This window comes from Parasedimentitalea maritima (assembly GCF_005771405.1).
Lineage (GTDB): Bacteria > Pseudomonadota > Alphaproteobacteria > Rhodobacterales > Rhodobacteraceae > Parasedimentitalea > Parasedimentitalea maritima.
The window spans coordinates 18600-44461 of sequence record NZ_VAUA01000008.1 but is presented as its reverse complement, the minus strand read 5'-3'; the positions used below and the strand labels follow the sequence as shown (position 1 = coordinate 44461).

The window sequence follows — 25862 nt, the reverse complement described above, 5'->3', positions numbered from 1 at the left end:
TGGATTGATGGATAGTAGCGAGTCGAAACTATTGCAATAGTAATTTCGACTCGCTATATGTTTCCCATGACACAGAAAGAGAGCATAAGGGGCTTGATCGCTCGTTTGGCCCGTATTGATGCGAGTGAAAGCTGGAGTGTTGATCTGAACCCGGCGCAACGGTCAGCGCTTGGATACTTGAGACAGGCCAATAGGTTTTCCCGCTCTCCCTCGCATGCGGCCGCCTACATGGGGACCACCCGCGGCACCGCGACCCAAACGTTCAAGGCCCTTATCCGTAAAGGGTATGTTTCTGAAGAGCGGTCGCTGACGGACAAGCGCTCAATTTCTTATGATCTTACAGCCACCGGACGTGAAGTCATTGCCGAGCAAAGCGTACTAGAGCTCTCTTTGGATCGTTTATCAGCGACCCAATTGGGTCAGATCGAAACCGGGCTACGAGGCGCATTGTCTCATGCAATTATCTTAAACGACCAAAAGCCATTTGGCATTTGCCGCAGCTGTCGCCACTTTGAAGGTCGGGGCGCTGGGGGGTACTGCCAGCTCCTGTCTCTGGCCCTTGAACCCTTTGAAATATCACAAATATGTCACGAACAGGAACCTGCATGAATTGCCCAGTTTTAAGCGCCACAATCAACGGGGTATTTGTTGGCCGGATTGTAGATCACTGGTTTGATAAACCTCCGTCCGCTATTCACAAGCTCGCTGCAGATGGGCCGCAAACCGTTACTACGGTTGGTTTTGACGCCGACGCACAAGCGGATTTGAACGTGCATGGTGGACCAGACAAGGCAATTCATCACTATGCGGCTGATCATTATGCAAGTTGGCAGTCCGAAGGATTGCTACCGCCGGGAACGCTGCCCGCAGCTTTTGGTGAGAACCTCTCGACCTTTGGTATGAATGAGGAAACGCTTTGCATTGGAGACATCCTGACAGCTGGATCGGCAACCTTGCAAATCAGTCAGGGCAGACAACCCTGTTGGAAACTGAATGAACACACCGGTCAGAAAACGATGGCCTATCAATTCCAAAAAACCGGTCGAACCGGTTGGTACTATCGCATTCTGGAACCCGGAATTATTCAAGTGGGTGACGAAATCAACTTAACATCGCGCCCCTGCCCTGACTGGAGCGTTGCAAAAGTCACTCGTGCCCGCCTCACAAAACGCATCGGCGCTGAAGAGGCTGCGCATCTTTCCCGACTTCCGGAACTCGCCTCAGGTTGGCGAGACGCCTTTCGCAAAATGGCAAACGGACAGCTAGACGAAGACACTAGGAAACGTCTGAGCCCGGCTTGAACCTCTAGAAAGGTCCAAGCGAAAACGGAGATTTCCTGCAGTTTGGCTGCGATGGCAAAGATGGTCTTCAATGGCCGTTGGCTAGATTTTGAATGAGTTAAAAGTAAGTCTTGACCTAAAGTACACTTTAGGAATTAGAACGTCTTGGTCACTGTTCCCAAACCAATGGAGTGCCCAGGAATGACGGATTTTCAAGAAACTGCCCCCGTCGGATGGCACGAGATATTGAACAGAGACTACGCAGCGCCATTGGTGCTTGTGTGCCTTGGGGTTTGGCTACACGCCGCCGATAGTTTGCTTGTCGCGACGATGATGCCAAACATTGTGTCGGACCTCGGCGGCGAAGCCTATGTCGCCTGGTCCATTGCCCTATATGAAATCGGCTCAATTGTTGCTGGCGCTTCCGGAGCAGTTTTGGTTTTGAAAATGGGCATTCGCCAACCAATGTTTATCGCGGCCATAACTTTTGCCCTCGGCTGCCTGATCAGTGCCGCCGCGTTTAATATGCCGGGGCTGCTGGCTGGGCGTCTGTTTCAGGGCATGGGCGGAGGAGGTTTGACAGCACTGGCCTTCATCGGCACCGGGCGTCTGTTTCCTGCCCGCCTGATCGCCCGTGTCATGGGCGCCATTTCGGTCCTGTGGGGATCTTCGGCATTTCTAGGGCCTTTAATTGGCGGAGTTTTCACCACCTACTTCAACTGGCGGATGGGCTTTGTGTTTTTTGCCATCCAGGCGCTGTTTCTGGCGACTTTCGTGTTGTTCGGTAGCCGCGTCAGCGAAGCCACGGACAATCAGGATCGCAGCAAACCGATCCCGGTGGCGCGCCTGTTACTCTTGTCGCTAGGAGTGTTGTTCATCGCCTATGCGGGTATCGAAGTGACTGCCCTGCGCACACCAGTTTTGTTGGCTTGTGGGCTGGGCATATTGGCAACGTTTATGGTCATCGATGGTAACAGCCCCGGCAACCGTATTCTTCCCAAACAACTGTTTAATCCGCGCAGCCCAGTGGGTGCAGCCCTATTGATGACGTTCACCTTGAACATCTCGACAATGGGTCTCAGCGCCTATGGACCGCTTTTGATGGTGATCATCCACAACACCCCCACAATTGTGGCTGGCTATATACTCGCCTGTGTGGCCATCGGCTGGAGCTGTGCGGCCCTAATCGTGTCTGGTGCCCCTGAAAAACATGACCCCATATATATCGCGGTTGGCATAGCACTGGTCTGTATTAGTGTGATTGGTATGATCTATGCCGTCGCAAACGGCCCAGTCTTATTGGTGGCGGCTTTGGCAACACTCGAAGGCGTTGGCTACGGCACCGCCTGGACGTTTATAGTTAGGCGTTCAAAACGGTTGGCAGCAGCAGACGACGTGGAACGACTGTCCGGCGCCCTGCCCACGACTGGGCGCCTTGGGTTTGCAGTGGGGGCCTCGGTGTGCGGCATCCTAGCCAATTATGCCGGGTTTTCGATTGATGGGTCGGCGGATGCAGCCCGAACTGTAGCCCGCACCATTTTTACCGGCAGCCTGCCATTCGCTTTTCTGGCCATGTTTGCCATGGTTTGCTTTGTGTCAATGAAACCCAAGTCGACCCATCCAAAACAAGGTTAGGCCGACTTTCAATCTTCACACATATTGTGAAGGACCCTTCTTCTACCAACCAATCTCCTGTGCAAAAAACACCATACAGAGAAAGGGCCGCGACATCTATTGACGAACTGTTTGCCGTTTCTCAAACACCACAAAGCAAAGTGTTAACACAAGTATAGTCACCGCAACAAAAGAGAGGATCTGCCAGCCAAATCCAGCAACGATTGCACCGGCTGCAAAGGCACACAGGGTTGAGACCAAGGCGATAATAGTGTCGTTGAGCCCCTGGGCTACGGACTTTTCATCTTCAGAAACCACATTTGCCAACATCGTTGTCGCGCCAATGAATCCGAAGTTCCAACCAACACCAAGTAAAATGAGAGATCCATAGAAATTTGCCGATGACAGGCCGCCAGCCGCAATGAGCGCAGCCATGATAAGTAAGATCAGTCCGGTTGTTGCAATACGTTTTGTGCCAAACCGTTTAATCAGGAATCCGGTGAAAAAACTGGGCGCAAACATAGCGACGACATGCCAACGGATTACATCACCTGCAATCGTCTCTGAGAATCCACATCCGATCATAGCCAGCGGTGTTGGGATCATGAGGAAAACCATAATCCCTTGCGATATGGCCCCTATTCCAACCGCAGTTCGAACCGGACGCTGCTTGAGAACCGTGAGGGCCGCGAACCCCCGGCTTGTTGTCCCTCGTGGCCTGGGTTTGATCGCTGGAATAGTGACAAACGCCAACGGTACAAGACCGATAAGGGATAGCATCCCAATTGCCGCATAGGCACCTGCCAATGGGATGGGCGCAAGAGCATCCTTGGCCATGACGAAGACTTGTGGACCGACAAATGCAGCAACCAACCCAGACGTCAACATCAGCGAAATGGCTACAGGTTGCCATTCGGACCGAACCACCTCTGCCGCAGCAAATCGAAAATACTGAAAACAGGCAAGCGCAGCTCCCAGTGCAAGATGAGCCAAGCACAATAAGATAAAGCTAGCTGAAATCAGCGCCCAGGTGCCAATCAATCCACCTATGATTGCCAGCCCCCCGCCAACAAAGAAACCCGTTTTACGGCCAAACCGGCCCATCAACAACGAAAATGGGGCCGCCGCGAACAGCCCAGCCAGCGCTTGTAGCGACGCTGGTAGGGTCGCAAGCGTGGTTGTCGGTGCCAGCGTCAGCCCAGCAAGCCCGCCCAAAATAATCAGCATAGGCATTGCAGACCCTAAGATCGTATTGGCTGACAGTAGGCCTATGAAACTACTGTTCCGGCCGAAAAGTAATGCTGACATCGTTGATTTCCAATTTGATGCGGTTGACACAGTGCTTTGTAGCGGCGATCAAAGGTGTCTCATATGTCAAACCGGCATCAAATATGGACACAACCTCATGATCCGCACAATTGACGTTTTGCTCTTCGATGATGTGAATCTGCTGGACGTGTCTGGCCCGGTTCAGGCCTTTGGAGCCGCCGTGATCGACGACCGGAGCCAATACACCATGCGCTATGTGTCGCCAAATGGACAACCCGTGCGGGCGGCCTGCGGTCTTAAGCTTGTGGCTGATGGACAGCTTTCGACGCGTTCAAACAGCGATGATCTTCTGATCCCCGGAGGGAAAGGCGTTGATGCAATACTCAAACACCCATCGGTCCGAGAGATAATCCAAGACCGCGCCGCGCGTGAAGGTCATGGTCGCCTGATATCAGTTTGCTCCGGTGCTCTGGTGCTGGCGGCAGCGGGTGTTCTGGATGGACACCCCGCGACAACCCACTGGTCGCGCTCTGCGGATACACGGCAGTATGAAAATGTCCTTTGGGATCTCGACCTGATCAGCACCTCAGAAGAGCGCATCTTTACATCTGCTGGCGTGACCACCGGGATCGATCTCGCATTGGCCATAATCCGTGCAGATTGCGGCCCGAAGGTTGCGCTTGCCGCCGCGCGCGAATTAGTCGTCCAGTTGCGCCGTACCGGTGGGCAAAGCCAGTATGCCATTCATTTAGCCGGTCAGTTCACCCGCGACGATACCCTGACACGATTGATTGAACAGGTCGTCTCACAGCCGCAACTGGACTGGTCGCTCAATGCGTTGTCGCAGGCAGCAGGAATGAACCCGCGCACCCTGTCACGACATTTCCAGCGAGATCTGCAAGAGTCGCCTGCTCAATTCGTGGAAAGGATCCGTGTTGATCATGCCAGAGGGTTACTCTTCGAAAACCTCCCTCTAAAACAGGTTGCTGCTGACAGTGGATTTGGTGACTTGCAACGTATGCGGCGCGCATTTCAACGCCGTTTCGGCGTTCACGTCAGCGAATACCTAAGCAGCTTCGGGTGAACTGGTTCCCACGACTGCGAATTCAGGCTGTTCTAAAACAGCTGCGCTAACCAATAATTCCACGGCTTTGATACGGGTTGAAACTCAACGCATTCATCCACTGGCTGAATGCGTTGAGAGGCGGGTTGCCTAACATGACCTGAGAAACCAGAAATTATACGGGGCAAAACCACTGATCATCAGGTCTTCCAACCACCGCTTGAACTCTTACTCCAGCCCAATCAACCATCATCACCCTGAGAGATCCCAGTTTGGCGAAGCACCTCTGAGAGCTGTTCCAGTACTTTACCACGACGCGAGTTAGGACGTTGTACGATTCCAAGCCCACGGTGGATCGGAGTTGCACCAAACGGAAACCAGTCGAGCGACGTGGTTTGCGAACCACGCAGAGCTGCATAGGGCACAATCGCGAAACCCAAACCCGCCTGTACACATCCGAGCACCGCTGACATCGTGTTCACCGACACAACCTGTCGAACGGTCAGCCCAAGTCGCGCGATTTCAGTATCAATCTGACGCGCAAGTGGCACCTGAATTCCGTACCTGATAAAAGGCACGTCCCGAACCAGTTTCTCTAACCTTTTTTCGGTCACACCCGGTGGCGTCAGCACCACCAATGGCTCTGAAAAAACCAATGTCCACTGCAAGCCGGCTGGCACAGCCACATGATCCGCCACCAGAGCAGCATCCAACTGGCCGCTGACGACATCCGCCATCAGGTCTTCAGATAAACCAACGCGCAGCCTGTAGCTCAGGTCTGGATAGCTGACTTTGAGCCGCGCCAGGGCATGAGGCAATATATACGCCCCGAATGTCCGCAAGGCCCCCAGCGCCAGGGTGCCACCTACATCGCCGTCTCTCACGGTTGCTTTGGTTTCGGCAACTATGCGAAGAATCGATTGTGCCGAAGACTGCACCTCGCGCCCCTTGGTCGTCAGCGCCGGAGGTCTGCGGGAGCGATCAAAGAGCGCGGTGCCAAGATCCTGCTCCAAAGCGGAAATCTGTTGGCTGACCGCTGACGCGCTTAAGTTGACCTCTTTTGCCGCAGCCGCGAACCCACCGCGTTGAATGATCGCAAGGAATGTCTCGAGTTGCCGTGTGTCCATGGATGTAAGTTTAAAATTTATGAATTTAAAAGCAAGTTCTTTCCGCTTTGTCAGTGAAAAACTGGTGTTAAGCTCAGAGATAACAAAACTCGTCCGGCCGGTAATGCCGGTAAACTCAGGGAGACTTCTTATGAAATTTGTTTCAGGCCTCGCGTCCATGCTCACCGCGGCCGTATTGGCAACCCCCGGCGTCGCGCAGGATTACCCAGAGCGCGCTGTAGAATTCATTGTGCCGTGGTCACCCGGTGGCGGCTCTGACACCCTGATGCGCCTAGTTTCGGCCAATATCGAGCCCCACCTTGGTGTCGAAATGCCGATCATCAATATGCCAGGTGTTGGCGGTACGGTTGGTCTGCGCGAAGCGTCCCGGCGCACAGCTGATGGTTACACGATTTCACAGGTCCACGAAGGGCTGTTGATGGCAACCCTGACCGGTTTGACCGAACTCACCTGGGATAGTTTTGAGCCGATCGCCCTGATGACAGCATCGCCGCAGTTTTTGATCGCCCAGCCGACCGAAAACTACGCCAATTTCGAAGAGTTTGTGGAATACGCCAAGGCCCACCCAAATGAGCTGACCATGGGTGTCACGCTTGGCGGGTTGCCGCATCTTTTTGCTGCAATGATCGAGCAGTCCTATGACCTGAAATTCAAATATGTGGGCTATGAAGGCACGGGTGAACGTGTACGCGCCATTGTTGGTGGCAATTTGGATGTTGCCATTGGAGATGTGGCCTCCTCAATCGAATTCTCCAAAAATGGGGATCTCGTTTTCTTGGCCGCAGGATCGGGAGACCGCCACCCCGCACTCCCAGATGTTCCGACATTCCGCGAACAGGGCCAAGACCTTCTGCTGACCGTGACGCGCGGCATCGTGATGCCCAAAGGCACACCCACTGCGGCGCGCGACGCCATGGAAGCGGCCCTGCAAAAGCTGTCGCAAGACGCGACCTACGTCGAGCAAACCAACAATGTCGGCTCGCAGGTCACCTTTATGGGGCAGGATGAGTACCGCAGCTATTTGTCCAACTTGAATGACACTGTGAAATCCTTGGCCGCGGTCATTATTCAGTGAACAATGCTGATGAAAATCACAGCTTGGAAGCGGGCGAAATTGCCCGCTTCCTCAGCTACATTGCCATTCTCGCGGCTTCGGTTGCCCTGTACCTTTCTGCAGAACATATCCCAAGTTCGCGCTTTGAAGTGCTTGGTGCTGCAGCCTTTCCCAGGTTCGTATTTGCCGCGATTTTCTTGATCGCAGTCATCGCAATTGTCGATAGCCTGCGTAAAATTCCCGGCCATGCATGGGGGCGGTTTGGCAGTGAAGTGCAACATTGGCTAAAGACGCGCTACCTTGTCATTGTCTGCTTTGTTGTTTTTGCGGCTTATCTTCTGCTTGTGCCCATTCTTGGCTTTTCGATTGCCAGTTTTGCGTTTGTATTCGGATTGCAGCTGATCTTGATGCCTCGCAAACCTTTGACATTGCTGGTTGCCGTGCTGGTGGCTCTCGCCTTCTCGTTTGGATTGAATGCGATGTTTGCCGAATTTTTCAACGTCTTCCTGCCACGTGGAGATTTTCTGAATGGGTGATTTTCTGACAGCGCTTGTGCAGATCTTTGCGGTTAGCACATTGCTCTACATGCTGGTGGGATCTGTTGCCGGTATTATTGCAGCCGCCATTCCCGGCTTCACGGTCACGATGGCTATTGTGCTGACCCTGCCCCTGACCTTTACCATGGAACCCCTACAGGGTGTCGCAGTCATGTTGTCGGTCTATGTCGGTGGGCTGACCGGCGGTCTGATCTCTGCGGCTTTACTGGGCATCCCCGGAACGCCTTCATCGGTTGCTACCACCTTCGACGCCTTTCCAATGGCGCGAAAAGGTGATCCGGGCCGCGCCTTGTCCCTCGGGGTCTGGGCTTCATTTTTCGGCACGCTGATCTCGACTCTAATTTTGGTGGTTGCCGCCCCGCCGCTGGCCATATTCGCCGTAAAACTTGGCCCTTGGGAGTATTTCTCGCTGATCGTGTTCGCCTTGACAATCGTGGCCAGTTTGGTTGGCGCCTCGGTGATCCGGGGGCTGCTGGCTGGCCTGATCGGGCTGGCAATTTCAACGGTAGGTGCCGACCCTATTCTTGGCCGTCCAAGGTTCGACTTTGGGATTGAAATGCTGGAAACCGGTTTGCCTTTCCTAGTAGTGCTGATCGGAATATTTGCGATCTCTCAACTGCTGAGCGAAGTTGAGGATTCCCGAACCGTTAGATCAGGGGCGAAATTGGTTACCGATGCTATCGACTTCAAAACCTGGAAAGTTATGAAAGAGGTTCTGATGAGCCCCGTGAACCTGATCCGTTCGTCGGTTGTTGGTGTGCTCATTGGTGCACTGCCCGGCGCGGGTGGATCCATTTCAAACTTGGTGGCTTATGATCAGGCCAAACGCGCCTCTAAGACGCCAGAAGTGTTTGGAACCGGTACACCAGATGGCGTTATTGCGTCAGAAGCCGGAAATTCAGCTACGGCTGGTGGTGGGCTTATTCCGTTGATCGGCTTAGGTATTCCCGGATCTGCTGTGGATGCAATCCTGATGGCGTCTCTGATGGTGCACGGCATTTCCGTCGGTCCTCGGCTGATCACTGATCACGGTGATCTGGTTTATGGTATGTTCATCGCAATGGCAGTGGCCTCGTTCATGATGCTGATTGTTTCGGTGCTTTCAATGCGGCTCTTCCTGCGGGTTGCCGAGGTGCCCAAATGGTTGATTGTACCCACTGTTTTGACCTGCTGTGTTGTCGGCTCATTTGCGCTTAACAACCGCGTAACCGACCTCTATTTGCTGGGTATTGTCGGACTGGTGGGATATGCGCTACGCACCTTGGGGTATTCACTGGCCCCACTTGTGTTGGGGGTTATCCTTGGTCCAATCGCAGAAACCAACCTGCGTCGCGCGCTGATGACAGACAGCGATCCGACACAGTTTCTGACCCGCCCTATCAGCCTGATTTTCCTAATTGCTGCGGTGATGTCCATTGGTTGGGCCATCCGCAGCCATCTCAAAACCAACAAAATGAATGGGGTTAAAGATGCAAATGCGTCATGATCCGGTCTATCCTTCGCGCCGCTCACCTATCCTTGCGGACAATGTCGTCGCCACCTCCCAACCCTTAGCTGCGCAGGCGGGTTTGACCATCTTGCAACAGGGCGGAAACGCTGTTGATGCAGCCATTGCAACCGCAGCGGCCTTGACCGTTGTCGAACCCTCAGGCAACGGGCTTGGTTCGGACGCGTTTTGCATTCTTTGGGATGGCAATGAACTGCACGGCCTAAATGCTTCGGGGCGCTCGCCATCGGCCTGGGGGCCCGACCGTTTCCCAGACGGGATGCCATACCTCGGCGTAGACAGCGTCACCGTACCAGGGGCAGTCAGCGCCTGGGTCAGCCTGTCCGAGCGCTTTGGCAATCTGGATCTGCCCACCACGCTCGCCCCGGCTGTACGGTATGCCGAGGATGGGTTCATTGTCTCACCGGTGATTGCCAAGCTATGGACCAATGCAGCCGAAACCCTTGCGGATCAGCCTGGGTTTTCTGAAACGTTTCTGCCCGGTGGTCGCCCTCCCCGTGCAGGGGAGCGCTTCCGCAACCCCGGGGCCGCCGAAACACTACGCGAAATCGGCAGAACCGGTGGCGAGGCCTTTTACAAAGGGCCAGTTGCCGAAAAAATCGTTGATTTCATTCAGGCAAACGGCGGAGCTATGACGCTTGAGGATATGTCCTCCCATCAGCCCGATTGGTGCGGCACAATTAACACCGGATTTGATGACGTGGACTTGCACGAAATCCCCCCAAACGGCCAGGGCATCGCGGCCTTGATGGCCCTTGGTATTCTGGAACACACCGAAATCCGTGATCACGGTCCTGACGATGTGATTGCCGTTCATTTGCAAATCGAAGCTATCAAACTGGCCTATCGCGATCTGCATGCCTTTGTGGCGGACAGAGACAACATGACAGAGGTCAACGAAGAGGCCTTGCTCGCCCCCGAGTACCTTAAATCCCGCGCGGCGCTGATTGATACCACAGCTGCCATTGACCACGGCGTCGGGGCGCCTCAACGGGGCGGAACGGTTCTGCTGAATACCGGTGATTCCTCTGGAATGATGGTCAGCTTTATCCAATCCAACTACGCCGGGTTTGGCTCTGGTGTTGTGGTGCCGGGGATTGGCGTTTCGCTGCAAAACCGGGGCGCGGGCTTTAACACAGTCCCAGGACATCCCAATTGCGTAGCAGGCAACAAGCGCCCCATGCACACGATCATTCCTGGTTTTGCCATGAAGAACGGCCAGCCATTGATGGCGTTTGGCATGATGGGAGGGCCGATTCAGGCGCAGGGTCATGTGCAACTTTTGCTGCGGACGCAGTTATGGGACCAGGACGTTCAAACCGCCGCCTGTGCGCCACGCTGGCGCATGATTGATGGGCTTGATGTGGCATGTGAACCAACTATGCCGCGCGCCACACTCGATGGGTTAGCGGCTCTGGGGCACAAAATAACCGTCGAAAGCCCTGACAATGCGTTTGGGTTCGGCGGGGCGCAACTGGTTCACCGTTTACCCGGTGGCGGCTACGTTGCTGGCTCGGATCCCCGCAAGGATGGGCAAGCTGCCGGTTTTTGACCACGCGCATGACAACCTGTTTGCATCAATAGAAGATCAGTCGCGCGGGCTCAGGTTCGCGCGATCTGCGTCGCACTGGGTTTCCGCTGGTGCTAAGTCTTAAGAGGAGAGCATGCCAATGCTTGACGCCGTGAACTGGGCAATACTACTGCCGATCTTTCTATCAGTGGGGGTTGTGGCTGGTATTCTGGCCGGTCTTTTAGGGGTTGGGGGCGGTATCGTCATTGTGCCGGTGCTCTACTGGCTGACCGAGGTTGGCCTTTTAGAAGTGGACCAATCCGTGGCCATGCATTTTGCCGTTGCCACCTCGCTGGCCACGATTATTCCAACATCCATATCCTCCGCACGCGCGCACCACAGGAAAGGATCAATCGATCTGATCATGTTCCGCGCCTGGGCGCCCTTTATCGTACTGGGTGCATTGATTGGTGGAGGGCTGGCCACGCAATTCGATGCGACTGTCCTGACCGGAATTTTTGGCGTTGTCGCCATGTTGGTGGTTCTGAACATGCTCAACCCCAGACCGTTCACCCTTGCCGATGCACCACCATCTGGGCTGATCGCCAAGGCGGCTATTGCAACCCCGATCGGGGTGTTTTCAGCAATGATGGGGATCGGCGGTGGAACCCTGTCCGTGCCTACCCTGACGTTATTGTCATTCCCGGTTCATCGCGCTGTCGGCACAGCCTCCCTGTTCGGGCTGATGATCGCAGTGCCCGGTGTACTTGGCTATGCACTGGCCGGGCAAGACATCGCCGGACTGTTGCCTGGGTCAATCGGCTACATCAACCTGCCGTCGGCACTCGCAATCTCGATCGCGACTTTCCTGTGCGCCCCAATCGGCGTGCGGATTGCTCATAGCTTGAATCCCAAACGCCTCCGGGTGGCTTTTTCGATTTTCCTTGCTATCAGCGCTATCAAAATGCTGTCGAAAAGCTTCATTGCATGACCAGTCCAAGCAACATGTTTGATTGGACGCAGCCAAATGACCGATAGCCCCGACAGCCGTGTAGGCCCGGGATTTTATCACCGCAGTGCTGCGTTTAGGCTCCTTCCCGGGCCGTTGATTTTTCATTTAGAAGCCCCCGATAGATCCTGCACATGTGATGTGAAACTAGACACATGCCGCTCGTCGGCATTGTTTCATCAAGCCAATTGCTCGCAACGTGTTCGACACAGTCGTTAAGAGCCTGACCCATTCTTTGAAACCCTTGGTCTGCAAGTTGAGAACCGGGTCCCCGATATCAAGACGTTTAACGGACTACGGCTGATCACTTGTGGGCACCAATGGGTTGCGTTTCGCGCTTAGGGTTCTCAGATTGTGAACAACCCCGCCCTGTAGCGCGACTAGCTTGTCCTTACCGGTTCGACAACGACAGCGAATGTCGCCATCCGAAATGTGATCGAGATCCCGGGAGCTACCTTGTGGACAACGTCGGAAAGGTTCACGCCGGTACATCCGAAAGCTCCACACGTCCTCCCATGCCGGACAGCCAAAAACGAAACTGTCGAGGGGGGCGCCGGCCCATCAATGAGCCCTTCAGCCCTCGAGGGCCTCTCCCGTTTGCTTGCCCCGCTCATAAAGCTCCTTGCCAAGCGCCACTAAGCTGTTGGCGACACCCTGTGCACGCTCGGCATGCGTTATAGCCTGACCCGAGGCATTTTGAAACGTCGCCGCATCCGCAACGCCTCCAGCAGCTAGGCCGCCTAATGTCGCAAGAACCTCAGACGTGATGTTGACGCCTTTTTGAAGCTTGCTAAGTTTGGTCATTTCTCGAACCCGACGTTCGATGGACATCAGCATTGTCTCGCAAGTGGCTAACGGGCGAAGGATCTTTTCTGTTTGATCGACGAAGCTCTGAACCTTTTCCAGAGTAATTTGCGTTTTGTAGAAGACCTCGTCCTCGATGTTTATGGTCTTACCCTTTTTGTTCATCTTCTTGTGGTTAGCCGCAACCTCCTTCTTGATCTTGTCGTATTCATCCACCAAATCAAGCGCCTCGCTGACGACCTTTTGGTGCTTGAAGCGAATATGCGCGACCTGCTTATTAAGATCCTTATGTAGGGATTTAACGGTCGCGATCGTCGGCACGATGTCGACGCCCAGACCAGTATTCAGGATCGTGCCCATCGTTTCGCGGACGGCCTTCTTTGTCGATTTCCCTGCATGCTTCGCCTTGGCTGCACTATCCTTTGCCTTCTTTTCAATCGCGGAAAGATGATAATTGAGAACTGAAGCTTTGTCGTTCACGGTCGAAAACAGCGAAGCTGTTTCCTGGGCGAGAGCTGCGGTGGTGCGGGCAAGCCCATAAGCGGCAAAACCTGCCGTACCTGGAAAGAATAGCCCCGCCACACTTCCCGCAGCAAAAGCAGTATTTACACCCAACTTTATCCTCTTGTTGCGGATGCTTTTTTTAAAGGCCTTCTCCATCTCCGCGCCGACCTTCACATTGCGCAGGACAGAAGTGCAGATCTTCGTGGTCTGATCGTTGATCCGTTCCTGGCTGTCTTTGATCTCTTTCATGGCCGTCATGCAAAAACTATCGAACGTAATTCTCGAATTGGAGCGATACTTTTCATAAGCTTCGAGAACCGACCGCAAAGCCCGCTTATATTCGTAGTTCACCAAAGAATTGAGTTGAGAATTCAATTGCGCGTCAGCCTTGACGGACTTTAGTTCGTTCACGAATGTGGTGAGTAATTCGACCTCAATGACGTAGGGCACAGTCAATAGCTTACCAGCTTTAATGCCTGTCTTGGTTTGCACCTCGGCGAGCAGAGGCTGAGAAAAGGGCCGCTGATACACCACCTGCGTTGCCGTTCCCGGCTTGTTGAGCCGGTCGACCTCCCTGATCTCGCGCGCAATAATGCCTTTGAACTCCGTCACTGCGCCGATGATTTCTTTCGCGGTTTTGGGAAAGTAACTTTTGGCATTCCCCTTCTTCATTGCAGCTATCAACTTGTCGGCCTGACTGTCGATGTTCTGGAGCTCTGTTTTGAGCGCATCGCTATCGGTACCCCGCTTGGCCACCTTGTAGGACTTAATAGCGCTAAGTGTATCCTTCAGCTCTTTTTTGCCGAAATCCGTTGGCCATAGCGATTTGAGCCAACGCTCAGTTAAATCAACCTTCGCGATCTTTAGGCTTTTCCCCATCGCATCCAATTGCATAAAGTCCGCTTGTTTCACCATAATTCACCCTTCCCTCGAAAAGCCTTAACATGCTGGAATTCACACAGAATCGGCCATAAACACGGATTTGAACGATCCACTTGAGGGGCTCAAAACCGCACAGCTGTGCGCCCTTCCTCAGAGGTTGTGGCAAGCACAGGAAAAACCGTAATTAGTCAGCTTGTATGACGTTTTCTTGGAGGTCGTGGTTTTTTCACGAATGCCACATCTAGAAATAAACATCGGCATTTAACAACTTAAGCGGAATAATTGTCAACTCTAACTCGAAGCCGAACCGCTCTCGTGGCCTCTTGCAAGTTGAAGGCCCCGAAAAAAAGGATTTCGTTGCACGGAGCACATGCCAGGAAAAGGACAAGTTCTATCGTGGGGCTTCATACAACTGGTGAAGCACCTGTCAGTGATTTCCCTACGTGCAACAGTGCCATGCAGGCCCCACCGGGATTGCGAAGAGAGGTTCGACCGGGCCGAGTGACTATTACCCAATGGGAGAGCCGCCATTCGCCCTGATCAGTACGAAGGTCAACTGCTTTCATAAGGTTTATTATGTTATGCTATCAAATTTCCAGCGTTCTAGAATTCGAAAGTACGCTTCTCTCAACGCGAGACAATTCTTCTGTTCCAATCAGTTAAAACTCATTGGTGCCGGGGAAACCGTCCCTTGGTACCTAGCAGCTCAGTCTATGGTTTCAGCGCCGCCAGGATCCTTGTAAATCCCCCTAGGCTGAGGGCGAAGTGGTTAATCGGTCCAAACGGCAAAGCCAATAACCGAGCGTGGAAAGCGATGGCCCTTCAGGGCCGAAGAGGGAGAAAGGCAATATCATCTCACCGCGTTAGCCCGATAGATCGGTCCCGGTAACCTGACAATGCCTTACCGGGACCGGCCCAGTGAATTCGCCAGCCTGCGCAGGGGCGTGGTCACACGCCAGGACAAACTGGCTTGGACCGCTTCCAGCCTCGCCTGAGTGTCGCGCCGGACAGTTTCGAGATGTTCAAGCTTCGCTGCCTGAGAGATCTGCGATCGCTCCAGTGTCGTCTGCGCCTCCGCTAGCGCACATTCCAGCGCCTCGCGCACCTGATCGGCACGGACGAGGGCGGACTGGCACCCCTCGAGGTCTTCGTCCAGCTGCGCAATCTTGACCGCGTTTTCGCGCAGCGTTTCCTGATGAGCCGCAGCGTTGGCGTCAAGGATTTTTTGATGTTGGATTTCCATCTGTTCGATCTCTGCCCGAAGGGCCAAAAGATTACTCTGATGGTCGGCGGCGATATCTTCCCAGTGGGTCTCGTGAGCCACCCGCTCGATGCTTTTCCCGGGCAGCCGCAGGTCCGCTTCAGTCATCTGAACGCATTCCCGCGCGGTGACGTCCTGATTTTCCAGGATCGCGCCATTCACCGCGGCCACCTGCCCGCGCATCTCGCGTGGTCCAAGGAGGTTGTCCTCGGGGGCGCGCTTCTCGACGATACAAACCGAATTGACAACGCGCACCTCGTGCACATGGGCAAGCATTTCGATCGGCAGGGACAACCCATAGCGTTCCTCGAAAAACCGCATGGGAGTTTCATGCTGGCCGGGCTGATGCCAATGCTCGAGGTTCACATAATCACTCAGCCGCCGAAAAAAGGCCCAGGCGCTGTCGGGCCTCTCCAGCCCGCCGCCCATCGCATCAAAATAGCTGCTGTGCAGATCCTCGCAGATATAGACCCCGCCAACCTTCAACCGTTCAAACACATGTGGAAAAGCCGAAATGATATGTTCGCAGTGATGCGAGCCGTCATCGATGATGATGTCAAAGCTGTCGCAGATCGCGTCAATCCGCTCATAGGTCTCCGGCTCGGCGGCGTCCCCGATGACAACCGAAATATTGTCCGCGTCAAACTCTAATGTCCCGCAGGCCGTATCGATATCACAGCCGATGATGTGGTGTGCCTTGGGAAAGTACTTTGACCAAATTTCAAGTGATCCACCATTCTGCACGCCGATTTCCAGCACGCGCACGGCCCGTTTTTGAAACCGGCGCATGACCGTTTCATAGGCCGGCCAATACGATCTCCATTTGTCGCTGACTTTCCCGTCATGTGCATCAAAAAATTCGCGTAGGCGTCCCAAGAACCTGTCCTTCTGCTCAACGCACCATAGCCTGAGGCTCAAACCATTTTCGTAGCTTGGAGAGCCATTCGATCCAACTCTATGGCTCTGGGCGGCCCGTTTGTCCACCATAATTCTGCTTAGCACCACCTCACGGCCCTAAATGTCGAATATGAATTGCTGTTTCTATAATCTTGTCCTCATGCTTCGCGCCTTGTCGTATCGAGTCAAAACCATTGCAGATTTCCTAGGGCGGGGACGTCAAACTTCCCTGGGATTTTCGCATTGCCACGTGCGTTTGCATGCTTTTGGGAAGGTTGATCAATTGGGCGGCATAGGCCAAACTTCACAGTGGACCCCTGCCACGAAATCCACTAATCAAAGGCCAACTGCAGCTGGCTGTCTTGTCGCCCAAACCACGAAATTATTGAGAAAGAGATGTTCAAATGCACCCCGATTCCCGCTCTGTCCGCAAAGCTGTCATTCTGGCTGGTGGCCTTGGCACGCGCCTGTCCGAAGAAACCTCCCTGCGTCCCAAACCCATGGTCGAGATCGGTGGCCGGCCGGTCCTGTGGCACATCATGAACATGTACGCCCACCACGGGGTGACCGAGTTCATCATCTGCCTGGGCTACAAGGGGTACATGATCAAGGAATTCTTTCTCAACTACTTCCTGCACACCTCCGACATCACGGTGGATCTGGGTTCGGGCGAGACCACAGTGCACCAAAAGCGCGCCGCGCCCTGGAAGGTGACCCTGGTCGAAACTGGCGATGCTACGCTCACCGGCGGACGCATCAAGGCGGTGGCCGATTTCGTGGGCGCTGAACACTTCTGCATGACCTACGGCGACGGGGTCAGCGATATCAATATCTCGGCGCTTCTGGACTACCACTCCAGCCACGACCGGGACGCCACGGTGAGCATCGTGCGACCTTCCGGCCGCTTTGGCATGACCGAACTGGGCGATGAAGACGAGGTCGTGGACTTTCGCGAAAAGCTGGAAGGCGAGACAGGCTGGATCAACGGCGGCTTTTTCGTGCTTTCCCCTTCGGTCTTTGAGCGCATCGAGGGCCCAGAGACCACATGGGAACAGGAACCCATGCGTGGGCTGGCCGAGGACGGTCAACTCAAGGCGTTCAAACACGAAGGCTACTGGCAAGCAATGGATACCCTGCGCGAGAAAAACATGCTCGAAGAGCTTTGGAGCACGGGCCGCGCGCCTTGGAAGGTCTGGGCATGAACTGGGACAGCTGGGCTGGGCGGCGAGTCTTTCTGAGCGGGCACACCGGTTTCAAGGGAACATGGATGTGCCTCGCGCTGCTGCAGATGGGTGCCAAGGTCACGGGGTTTGCCTTGGACCCCGACACCACCTCCCCCGCCGGGCAAAGCTTTTATGACGCGATGGGCGTGGCGGACAAGATCACCGATGTACGGGGCGATGTTACCGATGCTTCTGCCTTGACTGATGCTATGGCGAAAGCGGCCCCTGAGGTTGTTCTTCATTTTGCAGCGCAACCCCTCGTGCGCCGCGGCTATGCAGAACCTGCCGCGACCTTCGCCAGCAATCTTATGGGCACGGTCAACCTGCTGGAGGCGGTACGCGCCTGCCCTAGCGTGGGCGCTGTGCTGGTGGTCACCACGGACAAAGTTTACCGCAACGAAGACTGGGCTTGGAGTTACCGGGAGACCGACAACCTGGGCGGGTTGGACCCCTACAGTGCCTCCAAGGCCTGTGCGGAACTGGCGGTGGCCTCCTACCGGGCGAGCATTCTAGAGGGCGTGCAGGTGGCCACAGCCCGGGCGGGCAATGTGATCGGCGGCGGCGACTGGGCCGAGGACCGACTGATCCCGGATCTGGTGCGTGCCTTTATCGCAGACAGTACCACCCAAATTCGCAATCCCTTGGCCACGAGACCGTGGGAGTTCGTGCTGGAACCGCTGATGGTCTACCTCAAACTTTGCGATGAGTTGCTGGCCTGCACCGCAGGCGCTGCCGATGCCTGGAACGTGGGCCCCGCGCGCGAGGACGCCTGGCCCGTTAGTCGCATCGCGGATCGCACCTGTACCGTCTGGGGCGATGGTGCGGCCTGGGAGCTTACGCAGGGCGACACGCCGCAGCCAAAGGAAAGCAAGCTGCTCACGCTCGACCCCAGCAAAGTCCACGACGCCCTCAGCTACACGCCACTCCTGCACATTGATGGCGCCCTGGATTGGACCGTTGAGCTTTACCGTGCCCAGGCGGACGTGGGCGCGATGCGCGACATTGCAGCGAAACAGGTCCGGGCCTATCTCGATGCGTCGCTGTTCGGTTAGCGGCGCTGCGGGACACGGGGCATTGATCACTCAAGGTTACATCTCAAGACCTCGCAGCCAAGCGCGTTTTGACCACCGCTCAGAACCTCCTGCTCGCGTGCCGCCCTTAGCGACCGATCGGGCGTCCAGCCCGACGGCCTGCGCGCCTTGTCAGGGCCGTAGACCGGCTTGACCGCGCGGTGCGGATTTTTCCCATCGGGACCGTCCTGACTAATGACCGTTGCCGCCATGACCTCGCACACCGAAAACCCGTTCCGCGAGCTTGGACAGAACAGGCATGGCTCTGGAGAACAGTGTTACAGAGCTACCGCTGGTTTCTAGATATCGAACAAGGCGTTTATGAAGCCGGAGGATCTGAACCACCTCGAGTGCGTCGGAGATCATAACCAAGCCTTCTGTTTCGCAACCCGGGTGAGCGCGATGTTCAGACCCTGTCACGCCACCAGTCAAGGGTGCGGCGCAGGCCGGTTTCCAGATCGATACACGGGGTCCAGCCGGTGGTCCTGAGGCGCGCGTTGGAGCCGATGAGATAAACGGCGTCGTCGGGCCTGTCGGGCCGGGCGCCCAGCCGGAAAAGGTCCGGCGTGCCACTGATTTCGCCCAGCCTGGAAACGATCTCACCCAGCTTGAGGGGGGCAGCACTGCTTACGTTCACCGCCCCTGTCAGATCGCTCTGCAACAACGCCACCATGCCGGCGGCCAAATCCTCCACATGCATAAAGTCGCGGTAGAAATCCCCGGTGGAAAAGGCGGCCTCTTCGCCTTTGGCCAGCTGTTGGCAGGCGTAGGGCAGAATGCGGGCCGTGTTCTCGTGGGGTCCGTAGCCAAAAAAGATCCGCCCCGTGGCGGTGGAAAGCCCGTGGGCTGCTGTGACAGCGTCCAGCATCCGGGTATGGGCCAGTTTCATCTGGCCATAGAAGGTGGCCGGCGCTTCGGCACTGATCCCTTCTTCCAGCGTCGAGGCACCCCAAGCGTACTCCGCGCAGCTGCCCGCCGCCACCAAGCGCATGACACCCGTCTCCAGACAGGCGCGGGCCAGACGCGCGCCGAAAGCTAGCCAATCGAGGTTTTCAGGCGCGCTCCAATAGGCGCCATGTTCGGTCACCCAGGCCGCATGAAAGACGTGGCTGGGCCGAATAGCAGCCAACAGCGTTTGCGGTTGGTCGGGGGTGAGAAGGTCAGCCGCGTGCCAGATGATGCCCTCGCCCTGTGGCAGGTCCTTTCCGGGTGCTGCGCGGGCCACGGCGTGAACCTCGGCACCGGTTGCGGCACCCGCGGCAACCACGTGGCGGCCCACGAAACCGCGCGCGCCTGTGACCAAAAGCCGCTTCACGGATCTTCGAAATGGATCAGCTGCACAGGATCGAGATCGGCCAGCAGGGGCAGGTTCTGATCGCGCGGCGACAGGTCACTGGGGACCAAGGGCCAGTTCACCCCGATGTCGGGATCGTCCCAGCGCACCCCGGCGGTCTTTTCGGCCACATAGGTTTGGCCGATATTATAGGCCACCACCACGTTCTCGGTCAGCGCCTGAAAGCCGTGGGCAAAACCTTGGGGCGCGTAAAGCTGGGTGCCGGCCTGGGCGTCAAGTTCGGTACCGTACCAGCGCCCGTAGCTGGGCGAGCCCGGACGCAGATCGACCATGACGTCAAAGATGGTGCCCTGCAGGCAGCGCACCAGCTTGTCCTCCATCACCGGAGCGGCCTGAAAGTGGAGGCCGCGGAGAGTGCCGCGCTTTGCAGAAAAGGAAATCGAGGACTGATTGATCTCGGGGTTGAGCCCACGTGCCAAAAAGGTCTCGCGGCAGAAGGTGCGGGCGAAATAGCCGCGGGCGTCTCCCAACTTGGTAAGCTCAATGCGACGGCAGCCTGCCAGTCCGGTATCGTGGAATTCCATCTGGCCTAGAGCACCTTAGCCTCGGGGATGGGCACCACGAACTGGCCGCCCCAATCCGAGATGCCGGCCATCTGGTCCTTGATCTCGTCCTTGAGGTTCCAGGGCAGGATCAGCACGTAGTCCGGCTTGGCCTCGAAGATAGCCTCGGGCGCGTGGATGGGCAGGCGGGTGCCGGGCAGATAGCGGTCCTGCTTGTGAGGCGAACGGTCGACAGTGAAATCAAGGATGTCCCGGCCGATGCCGCAGAAATTCAGAAGCGTGTTGCCCTTGGCCGGGGCACCGTAGCCTACGATGCGCTTGCCTTTGCCTTTGAGGTCCATCAGCAGGCTCAACAGGCTGTGCTTGGTCTGGCGCACTTGGTCGGCGAAATCGGAATAGACCTTGTCGTCGTCCAGGCCGAAATCCGCCTCGGCGGCGCGGGTGGCGGCCAGGGTCTCCGTCTCGGCATAGCTGGCATCGACACGGCAGGCAAATACCCGGAGCGAACCGCCATGGGTGGTCAGATTTTCGGTATCAAAGACACGCATGCCGTTGACCTTGAGAATGCGCTCTACCGCCAGCAGGGACAAATAAGAGAAATGCTCATGATAGATCGTGTCGAACTGGTTGTGGGTGATCTGTTGTAGCAGGTGCGGAAATTCGAATGTGGCCACGCCTTCGAGCTTGAGCAATTCGCGAAAGCCGCCGACGAAGTCGTTGATGTCGGGCACATGGGCAAGCACGTTGTTGGCAGGCATCAGGTCGGCGCTGTGGCCTTCGGTGGCCAGGCGTTTGGCGGTCTCGACACCGAAGAACAGCACCTCGGTTGGCACGTCTTTGTCAGTGATCGCGGCATCGGCCACGGATTTACAGGGCTCGATTCCCAGCACGGGAATACCGACCCCTTTGAAGTACTGGAGCAGGTAGCCGTCGTTGCTGGCGATCTCGACCACCTTGGCGTCCGCACCCAGGTTGAAGCGGTCGGTCATGCGGGTGGCGTAATCCTCGGCGTGAGCCAGCCAGGTGTTGGAGAAAGAGGAAAAGTAGGCATAATCATCGCGAAACATGTCTTCTGAGGCCACGAAATCCTGCAATTGCACTAGGCGGCAGGTCTGGCAAACGAAGGCGCGCAGGGGATAGAAGGTCTCGCCTCCCTTGACCTGGCTGTCGTCTAGATAGTCGTTGGACACCGGCGTCGCACCAAGATCGGCAAACTCAAGGGTCAGCGGAGCTGCACAGTGACGACAATTTCCAAACTCGCTCATTGATAGCCTCTTTTTTTTTATATATATGCTTTAAGCTGACGCCGTCCAACGTGGCACCGGGTTCTCTATACATGTAGACCTGTTTAACTGCCAGTACAAATTGGCTGTGAAAAGGCCCGCAAAACCATGATGTTCAACGTGCACACAGACGCACAAAATCACCTGCAAGGCTATATCGTACCCAACGGTTTTTCAGCCCCGGCGCGCATCCGAGTGACGGGAAACGGCCAGCGGCTTTATGAGGGGGACTGCCACGAGGTTGTAAACGATTTGATTCGTATTGGACGCCACGGCACTGGCTTGACGTCCTTTGTGCTGGACGAGATGCTCATACCGGGCTTAGCCGAAATCAAGGATCTGACAATTCTCGACGGGGATACGGGGATGCTGATATTCCGGCGTAACCGGCCGGACCACGATTTGCAAAAGCGGGTGTTCCGCCTTGAAACGACCCTGGCCACGACCTCGCCCTATGCCGACACCTTGATGCCGCGCTTTGCATACGGCCTGCGCGACGTGCATCTTTACGGGCAGGAAACCGTCAGTCAGCTGTTCAACCTGAACCATTATCCGTCGATGTATTTCGAAGGGCGCATCCACATAAGGGCGCATCAGAGATACTTGACCGATCAATTCCTGTCGCTGGTCTCGGTCGCGGACCCTTTCACGGCGCTGGCCATGAAGATCGACAGTCTGGGCCACCTGGACCAGCATGTCATCAACCAACTGGAGGAGCGCGAGTATACCGCGTTCCTGCCGCTGGCGGGACTTTTCGACGGGGTGGCTATCAACCGACCCGATGCTGTGCGGCGGCGACTCAAACAGGCGCCGAAGGATATGATGGCGGCCCTTGAATCTCCTCTCGTGGGGCTTTTGACTGGGAATACACCAGGTCAGGGCGGTTCACGATCAGACCTGTCGGCAGCCCTTGATGTGCTTTCGGCTTTCGACGTCGTGCTTCTGGCCGAAAATGCAACCAGAGGGCAGGCGGCATTTGCTGCGGCGCTGGGGTTGCCCCCTGATCTGGTCCCGCGCACGGAGATTCCAAGCAGGGTGCATGCCCTGGCAGATGCGCTGCGCGACCTGCCTGTCCTAGAGGCTGCGCTAGAGAACGATCTGATCGCCTATCACTGCGTAGTTCAGGCCGATTTGGCCACGTCCTGACCCGGACGGGGTTGCAGAACCGGGAGAACTACGCGAAATGGAGCGGGCAAGTTAAATGGTAAAAGGAGCGGCCCATGCGTGGAATGCATCGTTTGAGGCGCCTTTTGGGGTTGGTACCTCTGGAAGCCCCCCCTCGTGAGGGTCTGGACAGCAAATACGAGCGCCGCAGCCCCCACGCTCAAAACGCTCTGGACCTAATCTCTGGTTGGACCGGGTCCTTTCCCGGTGCGCTTGGCCTTGAGGCGGGTAACTTAGCGCTACATGCCGATCAGCGCTTGCACTGGGCGCTTGATCAATACGGGCTCGTTGAGGGGGCAAGCGTGTTGGAACTGGGGCCTCTTGAGGGGGGGCATTCGGCCCTTCTGGAGGCCCGCGGTGCTGAGAGCGTGCTGGCCATCGAGGCCAACAAGAAGGCCTATCTGAAATGCCTCATCGCCAAGGAAATCATGGAGCTAAAACGCTGCCGCTTCCTCCTGGGGGATTTTGAGAAATACCTTCATGAGACCGACACGGAATTTGACATCGTGCTGGCATCCGGTGTGTTATATCACATGCAAAATCCGGTGCATGTGCTCGATCGGATCGGTCGCCGCTGTCAGACGATGATCCTGTGGACACACTATTTCGACCCGGAGATCATGCACGAAAACGAAACACGCCGCGGCGCCTTTCTCGGTGAGATAAAGACCCTTGAGCACGACGGGCAGAGCTACCGTCTTTACCAGCGAGGCTACCACGAGGCCTGGCACGCCGACAGCTACTGCGGCGGGCCTGATGACACCCACTACTGGATGGAGCGTCCCGACATCATCGACCTGTGCGAGCGAAACGGATTTAACGACATCCGCGTCGCTTTCGAGGATCTGGACGGGCCCAACGGCCCGTCGTGCCTGTTCTATATGACAAAGCAAGAGGGGGGCTGATCCCCCCATAAGGACGCTAGACTAGGTTTGCTGGCAGATAGGGGTCCACGGGCACCCGGTTGCTCCAGACATCCAAGAACAGTTCGATCTCTCCGTCCAGCACGCTGGGGCCGCCCTCTTTGGAGACGCCTTCGTAGTGGTAAAGCTCAACATCGCCCAGGCAGACCGAACGCAGGCCTTTTTCGTGCAGCCGCAAGCAGTAGTCCACATCGTTGTAGTTCAGCCTGAAGGTGGTGCTGTAACCGCCCAAATCTTCCCAGACCGTGCGGGCGGTCATCTTGCAGGCGCCGGTGACGCCGATGCAGTTGCGGTTGCCAAGCCCGCTGAGATCATGGCCGATGGAACGCCGCTCGGCTTCGTAGTCGATGTGCCCAGCAAGGTGGCCGCGCATCCAGACGCCGTTGTGCTGTATCGTGCCGTTGGGAAACAGCAGCTTGGCCCCCACGCAGCCCACGCCCGGGCGTTGCGCCATGCCCAGCATCAGTTCCAGCCAATTCGGGGTAATCACGCGAATGTCGTCATTCATCAACAGGATGTAGTCGCCTGCCGCCGCCGCCGCGCCCTGGTTGATCTTGTCCGCCAAGTTGAAGCTCATGCTGTCGTCGTATTCTATCAACCGCACTAGGGGCTCGGCCTCGAAGGCGGTCATTTGGCTGTCGCTCAGATCGCCGTTGTGGGCCAGCACGATTTCGTAATTGTCATAGGTCGAGGTCGCGATGATCGAGGCGACAACAGCGTCGGCGTTATTCTCGATGCCGCTGTCCAGTTCCAACGTGCCGTTGGCGGTTGGGATCACGATGGAGACCTTGTCATCGCGGCGGGGTTGGAAGCTGACCTTGTGGTGCCCACGCAAAGGGTGATCGCCGATCTCGTAGCTTTCATTCTTGGCATCCAGATAGTCTTTGAGTGCCGCGCGCTGGCGTAAGAACGCCTCCGGCTTGGCGTCAAGGTTCTGTGCGGTGGATTGCTCCCATTCGCGCCAGTGGTAAAGCACCTTGTCCACATGGTGCACCTGGCCGAAGCGGGAGATATAGCGCAGCATGAAATCGAAATCCTGGGCACCATCAAACTCACTTCGGCAGCCGCCGATGGATTGCGCCTTGACCCGGTCATAGACCGACATATGGCACGAGTACATGCACTGAAGCGTCAGTTCGGGCGACCATCCGGGCTTGATGAAAGCGCCAAAGAACCGCTGCCCACCCTCGTCGGTCTTGTCCTCGTCAGAATAGAGGTACTCGGCCTCGGGGTGCTGGATCAGAGCGTCCACCATCCAGTAAAGCGCGGCATTGCTGAGTATGTCGTCGTGGTCGAGCACGGTGAAATAGTCACCTGTGGCAGCCTTCAGCCCCGAATTCACCGAAGCCGAGATATTGCCGTTCTCGGTGCGGTAGATGAGCTTTACCTTGTCGGTCTTGGCGGCCGCCTCTTCCATCATTTTGCGCACGTGCGGCGCGGGGGATTTGTCATCCACCAGGATCAGTTCCCAGTGGGGGTAAATCTGGTCATAGACCGATTGAAGGCACTGACGTAGGAAGCGCTCCGGCGTGTTGTAGATCGGCACAACGATGCTGAAGGTGATGCTTTGATCCATGATTTTCGCATTGTACTTGTCGTGCTCTTGAGCAGCTGCCTCCTGGGCCGCCACATCTGACGAAGATGAGATCAGTGGCAACGCGCGCGCGCGCAGAGCAAGATAGCGCTTTTGGCCAAGTAGTCGGAGTGCGAGCGGTTTCAGCTTTATCAGTATCTGGTTCATTGTGTGCTCCTATATAATGAGCGAGTGGTATCTGATTGCTCCGCGCGAAAATGCCAGCGCAGGAACAGAGGCGGCGATATGCAGTTTCGCATGGCGTGGATACTGAAGCCCATGCGTTTAGAAACTTGAACGATAGTCTGTAGCGGTTTGCAAGGGGACAATGGGCCGACCACGCCATTCTCATGCTGACCTGCCCAAAGTCAGGGTGGTCGAACTTTCTGAAGCTGCGCTCAGAAAAGGAAAAATGTTGGAAAGAGCATGCA

The 25862-nt window shown here is 56.1% G+C and carries 21 protein-coding genes; 13 read left to right on the top strand and 8 right to left on the bottom strand.

The genetic code is table 11. The features are described from left to right. Positions 1-93 precede the first annotated feature (93 nt). The 3 genes from FEE96_RS15710 to FEE96_RS15700 all read left to right on the top strand — a co-directional run bounded on the left by FEE96_RS15710 (position 94) and on the right by FEE96_RS15700 (position 2915). A complete protein-coding gene (locus tag FEE96_RS15710; protein WP_246079481.1) occupies positions 94-609 on the top strand; it encodes a MarR family winged helix-turn-helix transcriptional regulator in 516 nt (171 codons plus the stop codon). Further along, on the top strand, positions 606-1301 hold the full coding sequence (locus FEE96_RS15705; RefSeq protein WP_138164071.1) for an MOSC domain-containing protein: 696 nt from the start codon (positions 606-608) through the stop codon (positions 1299-1301). Before FEE96_RS15710 ends, FEE96_RS15705 begins: the two co-directional genes overlap by 4 nt. Positions 1302-1481: 180 nt before the next feature. After that, complete coding sequence (locus FEE96_RS15700; protein WP_171021735.1) at positions 1482-2915, top strand: MFS transporter; 1434 nt, start codon at positions 1482-1484, stop codon at positions 2913-2915. A gap of 96 nt (positions 2916-3011) precedes the next feature. Here the strand turns inward: FEE96_RS15700 and FEE96_RS15695 are convergent, their stop codons facing one another. Then, positions 3012-4127: an MFS transporter gene (locus FEE96_RS15695; RefSeq protein ID WP_246079479.1), complete on the bottom strand. Its 1116-nt coding sequence runs from the start codon at positions 4125-4127 to the stop codon at positions 3012-3014. 172 nt (positions 4128-4299) lie between these two features. Here FEE96_RS15695 and FEE96_RS15690 point away from each other — a divergent pair, with 172 nt between their 5' ends. Beyond that, on the top strand, positions 4300-5247 hold the full coding sequence (locus FEE96_RS15690; protein WP_171021734.1) for a GlxA family transcriptional regulator: 948 nt from the start codon (positions 4300-4302) through the stop codon (positions 5245-5247). A 221-nt stretch (positions 5248-5468) separates the two neighbouring features. On the opposite strand, the gene FEE96_RS15685 is transcribed toward FEE96_RS15690, so the two are convergent. Beyond that, a complete protein-coding gene (locus FEE96_RS15685) occupies positions 5469-6353 on the bottom strand; it encodes a LysR family transcriptional regulator (protein ID WP_138164067.1) in 885 nt (294 codons plus the stop codon). A gap of 130 nt (positions 6354-6483) precedes the next feature. Here FEE96_RS15685 and FEE96_RS15680 point away from each other — a divergent pair, with 130 nt between their 5' ends. The 5 genes from FEE96_RS15680 (at position 6484) to FEE96_RS15660 (ending at position 11972) form a co-directional block, all read left to right on the top strand. Then, positions 6484-7428: a Bug family tripartite tricarboxylate transporter substrate binding protein gene (locus FEE96_RS15680; protein WP_138164066.1), complete on the top strand. Its 945-nt coding sequence runs from the start codon at positions 6484-6486 to the stop codon at positions 7426-7428. Continuing rightward, positions 7425-7943, top strand: a complete 519-nt coding sequence (locus FEE96_RS15675) for a tripartite tricarboxylate transporter TctB family protein (RefSeq protein WP_138164065.1) — start codon at positions 7425-7427, stop codon at positions 7941-7943. Before FEE96_RS15680 ends, FEE96_RS15675 begins: the two co-directional genes overlap by 4 nt. Then, the gene (locus tag FEE96_RS15670; protein ID WP_138164064.1) at positions 7936-9450 is read left to right on the top strand and encodes a tripartite tricarboxylate transporter permease; all 1515 of its coding nucleotides are present in this window, start codon (positions 7936-7938) and stop codon (positions 9448-9450) included. The genes FEE96_RS15675 and FEE96_RS15670 overlap by 8 nt, the downstream gene beginning before the upstream one ends. Beyond that, complete coding sequence (locus tag FEE96_RS15665) at positions 9434-11023, top strand: gamma-glutamyltransferase family protein (protein WP_138164063.1); 1590 nt, start codon at positions 9434-9436, stop codon at positions 11021-11023. Before FEE96_RS15670 ends, FEE96_RS15665 begins: the two co-directional genes overlap by 17 nt. 112 nt (positions 11024-11135) lie before the next feature. Beyond that, complete coding sequence (locus FEE96_RS15660) at positions 11136-11972, top strand: sulfite exporter TauE/SafE family protein (protein ID WP_246079477.1); 837 nt, start codon at positions 11136-11138, stop codon at positions 11970-11972. Positions 11973-12563: 591 nt separating this feature from the next. On the opposite strand, the gene FEE96_RS15655 is transcribed toward FEE96_RS15660, so the two are convergent. Beyond that, complete coding sequence (locus tag FEE96_RS15655; RefSeq protein WP_138164062.1) at positions 12564-14213, bottom strand: hypothetical protein; 1650 nt, start codon at positions 14211-14213, stop codon at positions 12564-12566. 868 nt (positions 14214-15081) lie between these two features. Beyond that, positions 15082-16317, bottom strand: coding sequence for a class I SAM-dependent methyltransferase (locus tag FEE96_RS15650; RefSeq protein WP_171021732.1), 1236 nt, complete (start codon positions 16315-16317; stop codon positions 15082-15084). A 425-nt stretch (positions 16318-16742) separates the two neighbouring features. Here FEE96_RS15650 and rfbF point away from each other — a divergent pair, with 425 nt between their 5' ends. Both rfbF and rfbG read left to right on the top strand, forming a co-directional pair. After that, the gene (gene rfbF / locus FEE96_RS15645; protein ID WP_138164060.1) at positions 16743-17540 is read left to right on the top strand and encodes a glucose-1-phosphate cytidylyltransferase; all 798 of its coding nucleotides are present in this window, start codon (positions 16743-16745) and stop codon (positions 17538-17540) included. After that, entirely contained in the window at positions 17522-18613 is a 1092-nt protein-coding gene (rfbG, locus tag FEE96_RS15640) for a CDP-glucose 4,6-dehydratase (protein ID WP_212744784.1), read from the top strand. The genes rfbF and rfbG overlap by 19 nt, the downstream gene beginning before the upstream one ends. 424 nt (positions 18614-19037) lie before the next feature. Here the strand turns inward: rfbG and FEE96_RS15635 are convergent, their stop codons facing one another. From FEE96_RS15635 to FEE96_RS15625, 3 genes are read right to left on the bottom strand one after another with little or no spacing between them, the layout of a single operon-like run. Then, positions 19038-19946 carry an NAD-dependent epimerase/dehydratase family protein gene (locus FEE96_RS15635; protein WP_138164059.1) on the bottom strand — a complete coding sequence of 303 codons (909 nt, stop codon included), beginning with the start codon at positions 19944-19946 and terminating at the stop codon, positions 19038-19040. After that, complete coding sequence (gene rfbC, locus FEE96_RS15630; protein ID WP_138164058.1) at positions 19943-20509, bottom strand: dTDP-4-dehydrorhamnose 3,5-epimerase; 567 nt, start codon at positions 20507-20509, stop codon at positions 19943-19945. The genes FEE96_RS15635 and rfbC overlap by 4 nt, the downstream gene beginning before the upstream one ends. A gap of 5 nt (positions 20510-20514) precedes the next feature. After that, positions 20515-21753: a class I SAM-dependent methyltransferase gene (locus FEE96_RS15625; protein WP_138164057.1), complete on the bottom strand. Its 1239-nt coding sequence runs from the start codon at positions 21751-21753 to the stop codon at positions 20515-20517. Between the two features lie 126 nt (positions 21754-21879). Here FEE96_RS15625 and FEE96_RS15620 point away from each other — a divergent pair, with 126 nt between their 5' ends. Both FEE96_RS15620 and FEE96_RS15615 read left to right on the top strand, forming a co-directional pair. After that, complete coding sequence (locus FEE96_RS15620; protein ID WP_138164056.1) at positions 21880-22917, top strand: hypothetical protein; 1038 nt, start codon at positions 21880-21882, stop codon at positions 22915-22917. Between the two features lie 74 nt (positions 22918-22991). Next, positions 22992-23840 carry a class I SAM-dependent methyltransferase gene (locus FEE96_RS15615; RefSeq protein WP_138164055.1) on the top strand — a complete coding sequence of 283 codons (849 nt, stop codon included), beginning with the start codon at positions 22992-22994 and terminating at the stop codon, positions 23838-23840. Positions 23841-23856: 16 nt separating this feature from the next. On the opposite strand, the gene FEE96_RS15610 is transcribed toward FEE96_RS15615, so the two are convergent. Then, positions 23857-25599 (bottom strand): glycosyltransferase family 2 protein, encoded by a 1743-nt coding sequence (locus FEE96_RS15610; protein WP_138164054.1) that lies wholly within the window; start codon positions 25597-25599, stop codon positions 23857-23859. Between the last annotated feature and the right edge of the window lie 263 nt (positions 25600-25862).

Bases quoted from the DNA above. Each gene is read 5' to 3' on its own strand.
- rfbF (WP_138164060.1), top strand. From the start codon at position 16,743: ATGCACCCCGATTCCCGCTCTGTCCGCAAAGCTGTCATTCTGGCTGGT.
- FEE96_RS15615 (WP_138164055.1), top strand. From the start codon at position 22,992: ATGCGTGGAATGCATCGTTTGAGGCGCCTTTTGGGGTTGGTACCTCTG.
- FEE96_RS15700 (WP_171021735.1), top strand. From the start codon at position 1,482: ATGACGGATTTTCAAGAAACTGCCCCCGTCGGATGGCACGAGATATTG.
- FEE96_RS15620 (WP_138164056.1), top strand. From the start codon at position 21,880: ATGATGTTCAACGTGCACACAGACGCACAAAATCACCTGCAAGGCTAT.
- FEE96_RS15685 (WP_138164067.1), bottom strand. From the start codon at position 6,353: ATGGACACACGGCAACTCGAGACATTCCTTGCGATCATTCAACGCGGT.
- FEE96_RS15655 (WP_138164062.1), bottom strand. From the start codon at position 14,213: ATGGTGAAACAAGCGGACTTTATGCAATTGGATGCGATGGGGAAAAGC.
- FEE96_RS15610 (WP_138164054.1), bottom strand. From the start codon at position 25,599: ATGAACCAGATACTGATAAAGCTGAAACCGCTCGCACTCCGACTACTT.
- FEE96_RS15690 (WP_171021734.1), top strand. From the start codon at position 4,300: ATGATCCGCACAATTGACGTTTTGCTCTTCGATGATGTGAATCTGCTG.
- FEE96_RS15680 (WP_138164066.1), top strand. From the start codon at position 6,484: ATGAAATTTGTTTCAGGCCTCGCGTCCATGCTCACCGCGGCCGTATTG.
- FEE96_RS15660 (WP_246079477.1), top strand. From the start codon at position 11,136: ATGCCAATGCTTGACGCCGTGAACTGGGCAATACTACTGCCGATCTTT.
- FEE96_RS15705 (WP_138164071.1), top strand. From the start codon at position 606: ATGAATTGCCCAGTTTTAAGCGCCACAATCAACGGGGTATTTGTTGGC.
- rfbC (WP_138164058.1), bottom strand. From the start codon at position 20,509: ATGGAATTCCACGATACCGGACTGGCAGGCTGCCGTCGCATTGAGCTT.
- FEE96_RS15665 (WP_138164063.1), top strand. From the start codon at position 9,434: ATGCAAATGCGTCATGATCCGGTCTATCCTTCGCGCCGCTCACCTATC.
- FEE96_RS15625 (WP_138164057.1), bottom strand. From the start codon at position 21,753: ATGAGCGAGTTTGGAAATTGTCGTCACTGTGCAGCTCCGCTGACCCTT.
- FEE96_RS15670 (WP_138164064.1), top strand. From the start codon at position 7,936: ATGGGTGATTTTCTGACAGCGCTTGTGCAGATCTTTGCGGTTAGCACA.
- FEE96_RS15695 (WP_246079479.1), bottom strand. From the start codon at position 4,127: ATGCCTATGCTGATTATTTTGGGCGGGCTTGCTGGGCTGACGCTGGCA.